A 13,590-nucleotide genomic window follows, 5' to 3' on the forward strand; every position below is an offset into this window, starting at 1 on the left:
TCAAGCCCGGCCATGACGAAACTCACGATGAAACAGAGGGATCGAGGGGTTTCGATTCCGTTTGGGGCTCCCCAGATAGACCGCCATGACGTCCGAATCCCCCGACACCAAAATCACGTTCACCAGTCCGATCCGCGCGCCATCGGCGGTGCCGGTCGACGACTCCGTCATTCCGTTCGAGGTCGACGCGCTCGATCTGCGCGGACGCCTGACGCGGATGGGGCCCGCACTCGATGAAATCTTGACCAAGCATGATTATCCCGCGCCCGTCGGCAAGCTCCTGGGCGAGGCGATCGTGCTCACGACGCTGCTCGGCTCGTCCCTGAAATTCGAGGGCCGCTTCATCCTGCAGACCCAGACCGACGGTCCGGTGTCATTCCTGATCGTCGATTTCCAGGCGCCCGATCGCTTGCGCGCCTATGCACGCTACGACAAGCGGCGGCTGACGATGCACGCGGATTCCGGCAGCCTGCTCGGCAAGGGCCATCTCGCCATGACCATCGACCAGGGACCGGACATGAGCCGCTACCAGGGTCTCGTCGCGCTCGATGGTGGCGGGCTCGAAGCGGCTGCGCATGAATATTTCCTGCGCTCGGAGCAGATTCCGACGCGTGTGCGCATCGCGGTCGGTGAGGAATGGCGCGGCGGCGAAGGCGGCAAGCATCGCTGGCGCGCCGGCGGGCTCTTGATGCAATTCCTGCCAAAGGCGCCGGAGCGCGCGCGCCAGGCCGATCTGCATCCGGGTGATGCGCCGGAGGGCACGGTGCCGCACACCGTCGCCGAGGACGACGCCTGGGTCGAGGGCCAGTCCCTGATCTCCACGGTGGAAGACCTCGAGTTGATCGATCCCGATCTCTCCGGCGAGCGGCTCCTGTATCGGCTGTTCCACGAACGCGGCGTCCGCGTGTTCAAGCCGCTGCCGTTGCACGCGCAATGCTCCTGCTCGCGCGAGGCTGTGTCATCGATGCTGAAGAGCTTTGACCCGAAGGACCGCGCCGAGATGGTGAAGGACGGCAAGGTCGTCGTCACCTGCGAGTTCTGCTCCTCGGTCTACGAGTTCACGCCGCAAGAAGCAGGCGTGGAGGAAGTGTAGAGTGATCTTCTCTCGTCGTGGCCGGGCTTGACCCGGCCATCCATCAATCTCAGGAGACTCTTTTTTGAGATGGATCGCCGGGTCAAGCCCGGCGATGACGAGTGATATTAGTTCAACACCCGCTTCCCGTCCGGGCTGTCGAGCGAGAATGTCGGCACGTCGATCTCGAAGCGCTCGCCGGTCTGGCTCACCATCTGGTAGCGGCCTGTCATGATGCCCGACGCGGTCGTGAGCGGCACGCCGCTGGTATATTCAAAGCGCTCGCCGGGCGCGAGCACAGGCTGCTCACCGACCACGCCCTCGCCGCGCACCTCCTGTTTGCGGCCGGAGGCGTCGGTGATGATCCAGTGCCGGGTCCTGAGTTGGACCGTCTCGTCGCCGGTATTGGTGATCACGATGGTGTAGGACCAGAAATAGCGCGAGTGCTCCGCCGAAGAGCGCTCCGGCATGAAGTTCGGCTCGACGGTGACCTCGATCTGGCGGGTGACGGCGCGGTACATGCGACCATCATAACCGAAATGTTTGCAGGGAACCAACGGCAGGCGCGGGCCGCCGCACAGGCTTCATCGCCGTTTCAACATGGTTCCGTTTCAGGCGCGCCACTGCCCGCTTAAATCCGGGCGGTGCAAGCTTCGTTACTTTGCCTCGCCCGGGGCGGACCGGTAAAATCTCCTGGACAATTGCGCTGGCGTATTCGCGCCGGCAATGACACGGTGGCTGATGACGTCCGTTGCCGATCGAGTTGCACGTCCGTCCGCCGATGGAGCGGTGGGGGAGGCTATGCCTGCCTTGGCACCGGCGATCTCGCTGCCGACGGTCGGCGAGCGCGAGCTCAGGCTCGACCTGTTCCGCGGGCTCGCGCTGTGGCTGATCTACATCGACCATCTGCCGCCGAGCCTGCTCACCTGGTTCACCATCCGCAATTACGGCTTCTCGGACGCGACCGAGATCTTCATCTTCATCTCCGGCTACACCGCCGCCTTCGTCTACGGCCGCGCCATGCTGGAGCGTGGCTTTGTGGTCGCAACCGCCCGCATCCTGCGCCGAGCCTGGCAGATCTATGTCGCGCATGTCTTCCTGTTCACGATCTTCCTCGCCGAAATCTCCTATGTCGCCACCTCCTTCGAGAATCCGCTCTACACCGAAGAGATGGGCATCATGGATTTTCTCAAGCAGCCCGACGTCACCATCGTCCAGGCGCTGCTGCTCCGCTTTCGTCCCACCAACATGGACGTGCTGCCGCTTTATATCGTGCTGATGCTGGCGCTGCCGCTGATCCTCGCTCTGATGCGCTGGAAGCCCGACGTGACGCTGGCGCTGTCGACGCTGCTCTATGCCGTCACCTGGGAGTTCGATCTTCATTTCACCTCCTATCCGAACGGCTATTGGGTGTTCAACCCGATGGCCTGGCAACTCCTGTTCGTGTTCGGCGCGTGGTGCGCGCTCGGCGGCGCAAATCGCCTGTCGCGCATCCTGGCCTCTCCCGTCACGCTGTGGGTTTCGGTGGTCTATCTCGTGTTCGCGTTCTACGTGACGCTGACCTGGTATGTGCCGGAGATGAACCATTGGCTGCCGCGCCGGCTCGAGCAATGGATGTACCCGATCGACAAGACCGACCTCGACGTGCTGCGCTTTGCGCACTTCCTCGCGCTGGTGACGATCACCGTGCGCTTCCTGCCACGCGACTGGCCCGGACTGAAATCGCGCTGGCTGAAGCCCTTGATCCTGTGCGGACAGCATTCGCTGGAGATCTTCTGCCTCGGTGTCTTCCTCGCCTTCGCCGGACATTTCATCCTGGCCGAAGGCGGCGGCGGTGCCGCGCTGCACGCCCTTGTCACCGCCTGCGGGATCCTCGTCATGTGGGGCGTGGCGTGGCTGATTTCGTGGTACAAGCACGTGGCCGACAAGAGCGCTCCACGCAAGGGCGCCGCCGGCAACGCCGATCTCGCGGGAGGAGGTTGATGCGGCCTGGATGCTTCCTGGGGCTGATTCTGCTGGCGGCGACCTATGCCGCTGCGCCGCTGCGCGCAGAAGATGCCCCCGCAGGCTGCGACGTGCCGGCCTCCCTGCTCGAAAGCGAGAGCTCGCTGCCCAAGGTGGAAGCCGCGGTCAAGGCCGGCCAGCCGCTCGACATCCTGGTGATCGGCAGCCGCTCCTCGACCATCAGCGGCCCGGATGCGAACGGCTTCGCCTATCCGGCGCGGATGCAGGCCGCGCTCAAGGACAAGCTGCCGCAGCTTGCGATCAACGTCTCCGTAGAAATACAGGCCAAGAAAACCGCCGCGGACGTGGCGGGGGGCCTCGCCAAGCTGATGGAAGGCAAGACACCGACTTTGGTCCTCTGGCAGACCGGGACGGTCGATGCCATGCGGTCGGTCGATCCCGACGATTTTCGCAGCGCAGTTGACGAGGGCGTCGTTGCGTTGCAAAAGACGGGCGCCGACGTGATCCTGATCAATCCGCAGTATAGTCCGCGCACCGAGACGATGATTTCGGTGCCGCCCTACCTGGACAACATGCGCGCGGTGGCGCAGGCGCACGACATTCCTCTGTTCGATCGCTTCGGGATCATGCATCAGTGGAACGATCAGGGCGATTTCGATCTCTTTGGCGCGCACCATGGCCTGGAGACGGCGAAGCGGGTTCATGATTGCCTCGGCCGGGCGCTCGCGACCTTCGTGATCGGCGCCGCGCATCTCGGCCCGGCGCAGCGGAATTAGGGTTTCGATTAATGACTTTTTGGAGTTTTCACCGCCGTTTCCGCGCGCTCGCCATTCCTGCACTTGCGTTGCTGCTTGCGACTGCCACCGCGCGGGCGCAAGTCGCAACGCATGCGGCGCTGAATCCGAGCGCGGCGATGCTGGCGACGCAAGCACAGGCCCAGTCCGAGACGCCATCTTCCGCGGAGACACCCTCCTCACCGCAGACGCAGCCTTCGCAGACTCCGTCCTCGTCACAGATGCAGCCGCTATCGACTGCGCCTGCGACCGCGGCCGGCGATCCATCCACCCCGCCAGCGCAGAAGACGCTGACCGCGAAAGCGATCGACAAGGTGAAGCAGGTCGCAAAACACGCCTCCGACATCTTCAGCCGCGTGCCTTGCCTGCCGCCGAAAGGCGATGTGAATCCCCTGGGCTCGCTGCCGCATGTCGCAAACAAGCTGATCGCGGCCCAGCCGGTGGTGATCATCGCGTTCGGCTCGTCGTCCACGCAAGGCTATGGATCCAGCGCGCCGGAGTTCACCTATCCGAACCGGCTCGCCGCGCAATTGAAGCGCCACTATCCCTCCGCCGACATCACCGTCATCAATGCCGGCGTCGGCGGCGAGGACGCGCCGGAGATGATGAAGCGGCTGCAGAGCGCGGTGATCGACAAGAAGCCCGATCTCGTGATCTGGCAGGTCGGCACCAATGCGGTGCTGCGCGGCCTCGATGCCGGCGAGACGGCAAAGCTCGTGGAGGCGGGCGTGGCGCGCATCCAGGGCGCGGGCAGCGATGTCGTGCTGGTCGATCCCCAATATTCGCCGCAGATCTATCAGCGCGCCGACAGCGCGAGCCGCATGGTGAGAATGCTGGGCCACGTCGCAGCCCTTCGCCATATCGGCATCTTCCCGCGCTTCAATGTGATGCGCGACTGGCACGAGCGGCAGGATCTGCCGGTCGACAGTTTTGTGATCGCCGACGGCCTGCACATGAACGACTGGGGCTACGCCTGCTTCGCCCAGCTTCTCGGCGACGACATCATCAAGTCCGTCGGCCAGATCAAGCTCGGCGTCAACGTGCCGGCAGCCGTGCGGGCGTATCGGCCGATGTGATACACGCGCTCGCCTGGGTGAGTAGATCGTAGGGTGGGCCAAGCGAAGCGTGCCCACCCTTTTCAGCGAAGACCATCGAGGGATGGTGGGTTCGCTGCGCTTGGCCCACCCTACGCGACCTTTCCGGGCTGGCCATCTGCCCGACGGGCAAATCGGTTCGCTCTCTTCGCTTTATCGGAATCTATGTCAAGCCTCCTTTGCAAAAATATTCTTATTCCGTTTCTCGGAAATGCATGATTATGTCTCCGCGTCCCGCTGCCGCAAAGAGGGACGTATCGCGATCGTCACGGACGTTGGCAGCGGGATGCGATGGACGTGTTGGCGGCGTGAGACGAACGCTGCCGGTGCGGACGGCGAAGTCGTGTTGTCCTGACACCCCGACGCTGGTGTCAAGTTTCGCGGTGTCGATCCGCGAGGCGACGGAGGCTAACAAGCCCGGTACTCCGGGGAGTCCACGTATAAGCCGTAAACCATCGCGCAGGGAACGCCGGTTGATTTGGCTGCCCTGTTGTTGCTTGCGTGCGTAAAAGTGCACTTTCTTTGCACGCAAAGCTCGCGGGTGCGGCCTGCACCCGGCGTTCCCTGCGCCCTTGATTACGAGGGCCACGATTGATGCATCACTCGGGCACGTCGTGCCGCGGGAAGGCGGAGCCGTGCTCTCGTGCTGTTCGAAACTTTGAACCGAGAACGTGTTCCGGACTCGTCATGGCCGGGCTTGTCCCGGCCATCCACGTCTTACTTCGAAATGGTCTCGAAAAGGTCATTCCACTCCCGATTGGCCGCAACAATCAGTCGAACTTTCCAAGCACGCGGCCAATGTTTGATATTATGTTCGCGCTGGATTGCATCTTGGATCGTCTCGAATCTCTCGAAGTACACGAGCTGCTTCAATTCATATCGTTTCGTGAAACCCTTGACGAAGCCGGACCGGTGTTCGAACACGCGGCGCACAAGATCGTTCGTCACCCCGACATAGAGGATGCCGTTCCGTCGATTGGTCATGAAATAAACGTAGCCGCTTGCCATGCTGAGATATTGCAAGACGTGGATGGCCGGGACAAGCCCGGCCATGACGACGGAATAGCAACCGCTAAAGTGCTTTTCGTTTCCTCTTCCTCACACCTTCTCCAGCGCCTGCGCCAGATCCTCGATCAGATCATCCGCATGCTCCAGTCCCGCCGAGAAGCGGATGAAGCCGTCGCTGATGCCGAGCTCGGCGCGGGCGTCGGGCTTCAGACGCTGATGCGTGGTGGTGGCAGGATGCGTGACGAGGCTCTTGGCGTCGCCGAGATTGTTGGAGATCCTCGCGAGCTTCAGCGCGTTGAGGCAGCGGAACGCGCCCGCCTTGCCGCCCTTGACCTCGAAGCCGACCAGCGTCGAGCCGGCGCGCATCTGCTTCTTCACGAGTGCGGCCTGCGGATGATCGCTGCGACCCGGATAAACCAGCCGCGACACCTTTGGATGGGTCGCGAGCGCATCCGCGATCTTCGCCGCGTTGTCGGTCTGGGCGCGCACGCGCAGTGCCAGCGTCTCCAGGCCCTTGAGCAGCACCCAGGCATTGAACGGCGACAGCGACGGCCCGGTCTGGCGCATGAAGTTGTGCAGATGTTCGGCGATGAAGGCCTCCGACGAGAGGATCACGCCGCCGAGGCAGCGGCCCTGGCCGTCGATGTGCTTGGTCGCGGAATAGACCACGACGTCGGCGCCGAGCTTAAGCGGGCTCTGCCAGATCGGCGTGGCGAACACGTTATCCACGATCAGCCGAGCGCCGCCCTGGTGCGCGATATCGGCAATCGCGGGGATGTCGAGCACGTCGAGCGTCGGATTGGTCGGGCTTTCCAGGAAACAGGTCCTGGTGTTCGGCCGCATCGCCTTCTTCCAGGCGTCGAGGTCGAGGCCGTTGACCAATGTCGCCTCGATGCCGTAGCGCGGCAGCAGGTCTTCCACCACATAGCGGCACGAGCCGAAGAGCTGCTTCGCGGCCACGACGTGGTCGCCGGCCTTCAGCGGCGCCAGCACCGCAGTCGTCACTGCGGCCATGCCGGTTGCGGCGGAGCGGCAGGCTTCGGCGCCTTCGAGCTCGATCATGCGCCGTTCGAACATCGCAATCGTCGGGTTCGAATAGCGCGAATAGATGAAGCCGGGGTCTTCGCCCTTGAAGCGTGCCTCGCATTGCTCGGCTGTGTCATAGACGTAGCCTTGCGTGAGGAACAGGCCCTCGGAGGTTTCGCCGAATTCCGAGCGGAGCGTGCCGGAATGGACCAGACGGGTTTCGGGGCGGTAGTGGGCCGCAGGCGAGGCGGCGGTGGACTTGGACATGTGACCTCCTGCGTGGCCACGCCGAACGCGGCCACAAAAAAACCGGCCTGGGAGAACTCCTCAAGGCCGGGATCACACGTGTCCCCGGCCTGTTTAGCGATTTATTTAACGTGGCTGCAAGCCGGCCGGCTCAAATCACCACGGGATAAGTCATGCTCTTATTCGCCGCCGCGCTTCCCGTCAAGGCGGCCATCGGATAAGGCCGTAAAAGGTCTTATTTGCGCGCATGATCCGGAAAAGCGTGCACCGGTTTTCCGAAGAAGATCATGCGCAAACAATAGGCTAAAGCACGATGGGGTTCATCCGAACCCCATCGTGCTTTAGGGTTTCAGGGGCTCGAAGGGATCGCCCATTGTCATTTTCTCTCGCCAAAGGTGCCAACGGCATTCTGCCCGACCGCATGATCGCGGCGATGGCGGACAATGGCCTGATCCTGCCGGCCTATCCCTTTGTCGAGAGCCAGATCCAGCCGGCGAGCCTCGACCTCAGGCTCGGCGACATCGCCTACCGCGTGCGCGCGAGCTTTCTGCCGGGACCCGACGCCACCGTCGCCGAGCGCATCGACGAGCTGAAGCTGCACGAGATCGATCTCTCCGACGGCGCCGTGCTGGAGACCAATTGCGTCTACATCGTGCCGTTGCTCGAGAGTCTGGCGCTGCCGAAGGAGATCGTGGCCGCCGCCAATCCGAAAAGCTCGACCGGGAGACTCGACGTCTTCACCCGCGTGATCGCCGACGGCACGCGCCGCTTCGACATGATTGGCGCCGGCTATCACGGCCCGCTCTATGCCGAGATCAGCCCGAAGACATTTCCGGTCTTGCTGCGCGAGGGCTCGCGGCTGTCGCAGGTGCGCTTCCGCACGGGCGAAGCCATCCTCAACGCCGACGAGCTCGATGCGCTGCATGAGGCCGAGCGGCTCGTCGATATCGAGGATGCAGATCTCGCCGGCGGCGTCGCGCTCTCGGTCGATCTCTCCGGCAAGAGCGCGAACGGTTTCGTCGGCTATCGCGCCAAGCGCCACACGGGAGTGGTCGACGTCGATCGCCGCGGCGGCTATCCGGTGGATGATTTCTGGGAGCCGATCAAGGCGCGCGGAGACGCCAGCCTCATCCTCGATCCCGGCGAGTTCTACATCCTCGCCTCGAAGGAGGCGGTGCAGGTGCCGCCGGATTACGCCGCCGAGATGGTGCCGTTCGATCCGCTGGTCGGCGAATTCCGCGTGCATTATGCCGGCTTCTTCGATCCCGGCTTCGGTTATGCCGGCGCCGGCGGCGAGGGCGCGCGCGCCGTGCTGGAAGTACGCTCGCGCGAAGTGCCGTTCATCCTCGAGCACGGCCAGATCGTCGGCCGCCTGGTCTACGAGAAGATGCTGGCGCGCCCCGATGCCGTGTACGGCCAGCGCATCGGCTCGAACTATCAGGCGCAGGGCCTGAAGCTGAGCAAGCATTTCCGGGTGTAGGCGACCATGCGGCGAATGCATCTCGCGCTCTGCTTGCTGTTCGCGCTTGCGTCGTCGGCGGCATCGGCGCAGCCCGCTACGCCGACGCAGATGGCGGAATACCTCGTCAAGCTTGCCGAATATGACGCGGCGCGTGCGGCCTATCAGCTCCGCGCCACGCCGTACTGGAATGCAGGCAAGGCCAAGCGGACATCGCGGTTTGCCAAGCGGCGCGCGCACCGTGAGATCACGCTCGACGATTACGTGCTGACCCAGCCGCCGGACTATACCGGGCCGAAAAAGCCGGTTAATCCGTCAGCGACGGCGCCCGAGGTGCCGGTGGTTTCCGATTTCCTGCAACGCGCCGCTGAGCTGTTCGACTTCGTGCCGGAGCGGCCCAGAAGCGAGATCGAATTCAAACGCGCCTATGCGCGTGTCGCCTCCGCCGCCGGGTTGACGAAGGATCAGGCCGTGCGGGTCTATGCGTTCGAGGCCACCGGCAAGGGCACATATGACCTCGAGGCCGGTCGCGAGTTCGATCCTAACGCGCCGGCGATCACGACCGCGCTCGGCTACAACCAGTTGCTCTCGACCAACAGTGTCGAGCTTCTGGCCGAGCAGGGCCGGCAATTCATCGAGACGCTGAAGGGCCGTGCGGTCGAAGCCTCCGGCGCAAGAAAAGCCGCGTTGGAAGAGAAGATCGCGGTCCTGCAGAAGATGGTGACGCTGGCGCGCTCGGTGCGCGACGACTGGACCGTGCACGAGCGGCTCGGCCGCACGCCGAAGGGCCTTGCCATGCACGCGCTCAATCTCGACATCGATATCGGGCCGCTGCTGCAGACACAGAAGCTGATGAACTCGGTCAATTTCGCCAGGGCGAAGGGATATTCAGCGCGGCTGACCGCGGCCGAGCTCGAGATGATGAACTTGACCGGTGACGGCAACGGTTTCGATATGGTCACGATGCCCCAGGCGATGCGCGCGAAGGTGCCGACTTCGAATTTCTTTGTCCAGTCCGGCTATGAGCATAATCCCGTGGCGCGGAAGCACAACACGGTCGCGGCGCTACTGGCAGCAACTGACGCCGTGATGGACCGCGAGACACAATTACCCGGCGCAAAGGATCTCGCGGCGGCGTTTTAGACCACGACGCGGAATAATCTGCGTCGCGTCGTCATTGCGAGGAGCGAAGCGACGAAGCAATCCATAGTGCTTCTCCGGAGCGAAGTCTGGATTGCTTCGCTTCGCTCGCAATGACAATCTGGCTAGAACGACGCGCACAGGAATGAAAATGACGAGTGGCGACGACAAAGCACAACCCGCACTCTGGGCGAAATGGCGCAGCGTCGCCGAACTCTACCATGCCTATTTCACCGGCCTGACGCTCACCGTGGTGACGCGGCGCGGCACGGGCGAAGCGGCCGAGTTCATGTTCCGCGTGTTTCGCCGCCAGCAGCAGGAGCGTTTCCTGCCCGGCCTGAAAAAACTCGGCATCGATCATCTGCCGCCTGCGGTCGCGGCCGCGCAGTATCACTATCTCTCGAACTGGATCGGCGGCGTCAATGTCGAATACATGGTTGAGAGCGACCGCAAGGCCTGGATCCGCTATCCGCCGCCGCGCTGGGCCTGGAAGGGCACCGCGATCTGCGGCATTCCCGGCGAGGTATCCAAAGCGATGCTGCGCGGCTGGCACGCCAACAATGGTGTTGCACTCGGCAATCTGAAACTTGGCTTCGTCTGCACCAAGCAGAGCGTCGATGGTCAGGATGGGCTCGAAGGCTATTACCACGAATACGATCATCCGCTCGAGCTCGACGCGCGGCTCGTGTTTGCGCGCCATCTCGAGGCGCCGCTGTTCGATCCGGCGAAAGCACCGGCGCTGCCGGTCGAAAGCTGGCCGCGGCCGCGGCTGGAGAAGGCCCATCGCAACTATGCGATGGAGTATGTGAAGACGGCTGCACCCGTGATGGTGCAATTGTTCGGGCCTGAGGAGGCCGGTCATCTCCTGCATCTCACGGGCAAGCTGATCGGCATGCAGTATTTCGACGAGGTCGCGCTCGCGCTCGGGCAAACCAGAGGTGGCGCGAAAGAATATGCGTCGTTCCTGTGTGCGCTATTCGACGCACAGGACGATGCCGCGGACATTCGCGCGGCGGCGGGCGCGTTCGAGGTCACGCAGCAGAGCTGGAAGCTGATGGCCGATGTCCGCGATGATCACCCGGCCTGCGCGAGAGTGCTGGAAGGCCTGTTCGAGGGGCTTGCCGCCGGCTGCGGACGGCATATTCCCGTACGCCTCTCCGCCACCACGGGCGGCAAGCCGCCCTTCACCTGGGTGATCGGCTAGGTTGAGCGCTCGCCTGCAATCCCGGCAGCCCCCCCTTGCGCGCGACGCGGGGGCAATCGTGCCGGACCGTGCTAGGAAACGAAGATGCCCGAGATCGGCGTCGCCGAAATCCCAGTCGACGAAGACGAGCGCCCGCTACCGCCGCCGGCGCTGCCGGTGCGAAATGCGCTGGTCGACGGGGCAATCCTGCCGACCCTGCTGCAACTCGCCTGGCCCAACGCGATCGCATTCTCGGCCGGTACCTGCGTGGTGGTCGCGGAGACCTCCTATATCGGCCGGCTCGGTGTCGAGTCGCTGGCTGCGATGGCGCTGGTGTTTCCCTTCGTCATCCTGACCATGACCATGTCAGGTGGCGCGATGGGCGGCGGCGTGGCGTCGTCGATTGCACGCGCGCTCGGCGCCGGCGATCTCGACCGCGCCTCGACGCTGGCCACGCATGCGCTTCTGAATGCGATCGGCTTCGGCCTCGCCTTCATGCTCGTCATGCTGATCTTCGGGCCACATCTTTTGGAGGTGATGGGCGGTCGCGGCAATGTGCTGGCGCAGGCGATTTCCTATGTGCAGATTTTCTTCGGCGGCGCAGTCCTGCCCTGGCTCCTGAATTCGATGGCCGGCATCTTGCGCGGCACCGGCAATATGAAACTGCCGTCCGCGATGATCCTCAATTCGGCCGTGTGTCAGATCATCCTGGGCGGCACGCTCGGCCTCGGGCTTGGTCCGATACCGCAATTCGGCATGCGCGGCGTGGCGGCGGGCTCGCTGACCGCGTATACGATCAGCATCTCCGTGATGGGCTGGTACATGTTCTCCGGCCGCGCGCGCGTCAGGCCGAAGATCAGGGGCCTGCGCCTTCAATCAGCAATGTTCTTCGATATCCTGAAGGTCGGCGCGGTGTCGTGTTTCTCGCCGCTGCAATCGGTGCTGTCGATCTCGATCTTCACGCACATGCTGGCAGCCTTCGGTACCGCGGTGCTCGCAGGTTTCGGCATCGGCGCGCGTCTCGAATTCCTGCTGACGTCGCTGTCGTTTTCCTTCGGCATCGCCTCGGTTCCGATGATCGGCATGGCGATCGGCGGAGGCAAGGTTGCGCGCGCGAGGCGCGTCGCCTGGACAGCGGGATTGATGTCCTTCCTCGCGGTCGGCTCGATCGGCCTCATCATCGCGGTCTTTCCCGATCTCTGGGTCAATATCTTTACCCGGGACGGGAGTGTGCAGGCCGAGAGCCGGCAATATCTGTCGACGGTTGCGTTCTGTTACGCCTTCATCGGTCTTGGGAGCTCGATGTATTTCTCATCGCAGGGAGCCGCAAAGATGATCGGTCCTGTGCTGGCGCAGACGGCGCGGCTGCTGTTCATCGCGATCGGCAGCTGGTGGCTTTCGACACACGGCGCCTCCGCGCAGAATTTCTTCACGTTCGCGGGCGCGGCGATGGTGGTGCTGGGCACGCTGTCATGTCTCAGCGTGATCCTGACACGCTGGGGACCGAGGCAGGCGACACGCGCGAGCCTGCGTCCCGCGCTCCCGGTCGCTGCCGAATAGGCGAGGTTGGGCTACTTGTGCTTCCGGTGACGGCGATGACCGCCGCCGAAGCCGCCGGAGAAGTTGGCCATCCGCATCATCGGGCCGATCATGCTCATGATGTCGCCGCCACCGCCGCCGCCGAGCATGCCCATCATGTCGCCGCCGCCGTAGCCGCCGGGGATCATGCCGCCATAGCCGTTGCCACCATAGCCATAGCCGCCGCCACCAAAGCCGCCGCCAAAGCCGCCGAAGCCACCACCATTTTCCATCATCTGACTCATCATCGGGCCCATGGTCTGCATCAGCATGGCGAAGCGGCGCTTGCCCATCTTGGCCTTCATCATCTCGAGCATCGGCGCCATCTGGGTCATCATGTCCTCGCCGCCACCACCGCCGCCGAAACCGAACTGGGCCTTGGCGGGCACCGACGTCAGCGCGAAAATGAAAAACACCGCGGCGGCCTGGCAGATCACCTTGTCAGCACCCTTCATGCTTCTTCTCCGTATGTGTGCGCTGCGCCGCGAAGCGGTGCCAACCGGACGCACCCGGCGAGGATTTAAGGGTATCACGCCGGGGCTTCTGTGAGAAAGATCACACTTGTGGATGGCCGGAGACGGCGAAGGGCTTGACGACCGTCACGCGCAGACCTTCTCGAATGCCTTCTGCATCGCGCTTGCGGCGAGATCCATCTGTCCGTTCATATAAGGCGCGATTTCATGCGGCAGCACGTCGACGGTCCAGAGCAGCCGGCAACGCGCCTCGCCATCGGCGATCACCTGCACGGAGGCGGAATGCTGCCTCAGCCGCTCGCTGATCACGGCGTAGACCAGCCGCCGCCGGGCCTCGTCGCAATCGACCAGCAGCTCGCGTGCGACCGTGCCGTTGGCAAAGCTGACGATACGAGCGTCGCCGTCGAGCCTGGTGTCGAGCACGAAGCCCGGCACCAGCCGGGTATGCAGCGCGCCGAAATCGCGCACCGCATCCCACACCTCGTGCGCAGGCGCACTGAGGGGGATGTCCTTGTGAATCGAAGCCATGGTGATGATCCTTTGAACAAAATG

13 protein-coding genes and 1 riboswitch are annotated in these 13,590 nt (G+C 63.6%); of the genes, 8 read left to right on the plus strand and 5 right to left on the minus strand.

Annotated elements, in window-relative coordinates; translation table 11 throughout:
- The first annotated feature begins 85 nt into the window (after nt 1-85).
- The gene (locus VKR55_RS29365) at nt 86-1,093 is read left to right on the plus strand and encodes an Hsp33 family molecular chaperone (RefSeq protein WP_324408897.1); all 1,008 of its coding nucleotides are present in this window, start codon (nt 86-88) and stop codon (nt 1,091-1,093) included.
- 107 nt (nt 1,094-1,200) lie between these two features.
- Here the strand turns inward: VKR55_RS29365 and apaG are convergent, their stop codons facing one another.
- Nucleotides 1,201-1,593 carry a Co2+/Mg2+ efflux protein ApaG gene (apaG, locus tag VKR55_RS29370; RefSeq protein WP_324408898.1) on the minus strand — a complete coding sequence of 131 codons (393 nt, stop codon included), beginning with the start codon at nt 1,591-1,593 and terminating at the stop codon, nt 1,201-1,203.
- A gap of 220 nt (nt 1,594-1,813) precedes the next feature.
- Between apaG and VKR55_RS29375 the strand changes: the two genes are divergently transcribed.
- From VKR55_RS29375 to VKR55_RS29385, 3 genes are read left to right on the plus strand one after another with little or no spacing between them, the layout of a single operon-like run.
- On the plus strand, nt 1,814-3,055 hold the full coding sequence (locus tag VKR55_RS29375; RefSeq protein WP_324409040.1) for an OpgC domain-containing protein: 1,242 nt from the start codon (nt 1,814-1,816) through the stop codon (nt 3,053-3,055).
- On the plus strand, nt 3,055-3,813 hold the full coding sequence (locus VKR55_RS29380; protein ID WP_324408899.1) for an SGNH/GDSL hydrolase family protein: 759 nt from the start codon (nt 3,055-3,057) through the stop codon (nt 3,811-3,813). Before VKR55_RS29375 ends, VKR55_RS29380 begins: the two co-directional genes overlap by 1 nt.
- Nucleotides 3,814-3,824: 11 nt before the next feature.
- Nucleotides 3,825-4,907: an SGNH/GDSL hydrolase family protein gene (locus tag VKR55_RS29385; RefSeq protein ID WP_414642487.1), complete on the plus strand. Its 1,083-nt coding sequence runs from the start codon at nt 3,825-3,827 to the stop codon at nt 4,905-4,907.
- A 735-nt stretch (nt 4,908-5,642) separates the two neighbouring features.
- Here the strand turns inward: VKR55_RS29385 and VKR55_RS29390 are convergent.
- Both VKR55_RS29390 and VKR55_RS29395 read right to left on the minus strand, forming a co-directional pair.
- The gene (locus VKR55_RS29390) at nt 5,643-5,978 is read right to left on the minus strand and encodes a GIY-YIG nuclease family protein (protein ID WP_324408900.1); all 336 of its coding nucleotides are present in this window, start codon (nt 5,976-5,978) and stop codon (nt 5,643-5,645) included.
- A 45-nt stretch (nt 5,979-6,023) separates the two neighbouring features.
- On the minus strand, nt 6,024-7,226 hold the full coding sequence (locus VKR55_RS29395) for an O-succinylhomoserine sulfhydrylase (protein WP_324408901.1): 1,203 nt from the start codon (nt 7,224-7,226) through the stop codon (nt 6,024-6,026).
- A gap of 72 nt (nt 7,227-7,298) precedes the next feature.
- Nucleotides 7,299-7,378: riboswitch (SAM riboswitch) on the minus strand.
- Nucleotides 7,379-7,578: 200 nt separating this feature from the next.
- Here VKR55_RS29395 and VKR55_RS29400 point away from each other — a divergent pair.
- From VKR55_RS29400 to VKR55_RS29415, 4 genes are all read left to right on the plus strand, one after another.
- Nucleotides 7,579-8,685, plus strand: a complete 1,107-nt coding sequence (locus tag VKR55_RS29400; RefSeq protein WP_324408902.1) for a 2'-deoxycytidine 5'-triphosphate deaminase — start codon at nt 7,579-7,581, stop codon at nt 8,683-8,685.
- Nucleotides 8,686-8,691: 6 nt separating this feature from the next.
- The gene (locus VKR55_RS29405; protein ID WP_324408903.1) at nt 8,692-9,807 is read left to right on the plus strand and encodes a hypothetical protein; all 1,116 of its coding nucleotides are present in this window, start codon (nt 8,692-8,694) and stop codon (nt 9,805-9,807) included.
- Between the two features lie 148 nt (nt 9,808-9,955).
- The gene (locus VKR55_RS29410; protein WP_324408904.1) at nt 9,956-11,008 is read left to right on the plus strand and encodes a hypothetical protein; all 1,053 of its coding nucleotides are present in this window, start codon (nt 9,956-9,958) and stop codon (nt 11,006-11,008) included.
- Between the two features lie 84 nt (nt 11,009-11,092).
- Nucleotides 11,093-12,547: an MATE family efflux transporter gene (locus tag VKR55_RS29415; RefSeq protein ID WP_324408905.1), complete on the plus strand. Its 1,455-nt coding sequence runs from the start codon at nt 11,093-11,095 to the stop codon at nt 12,545-12,547.
- A gap of 11 nt (nt 12,548-12,558) precedes the next feature.
- On the opposite strand, the gene VKR55_RS29420 is transcribed toward VKR55_RS29415, so the two are convergent.
- The gene (locus VKR55_RS29420; RefSeq protein ID WP_324408906.1) at nt 12,559-13,020 is read right to left on the minus strand and encodes a hypothetical protein; all 462 of its coding nucleotides are present in this window, start codon (nt 13,018-13,020) and stop codon (nt 12,559-12,561) included.
- A 144-nt stretch (nt 13,021-13,164) separates the two neighbouring features.
- On the minus strand, nt 13,165-13,566 hold the full coding sequence (locus tag VKR55_RS29425; RefSeq protein WP_324408907.1) for an SRPBCC family protein: 402 nt from the start codon (nt 13,564-13,566) through the stop codon (nt 13,165-13,167).
- Nucleotides 13,567-13,590: the final 24 nt, after the last annotated feature.

Source organism: Bradyrhizobium sp. (assembly GCF_035309285.1).
GTDB lineage: Bacteria > Pseudomonadota > Alphaproteobacteria > Rhizobiales > Xanthobacteraceae > Bradyrhizobium.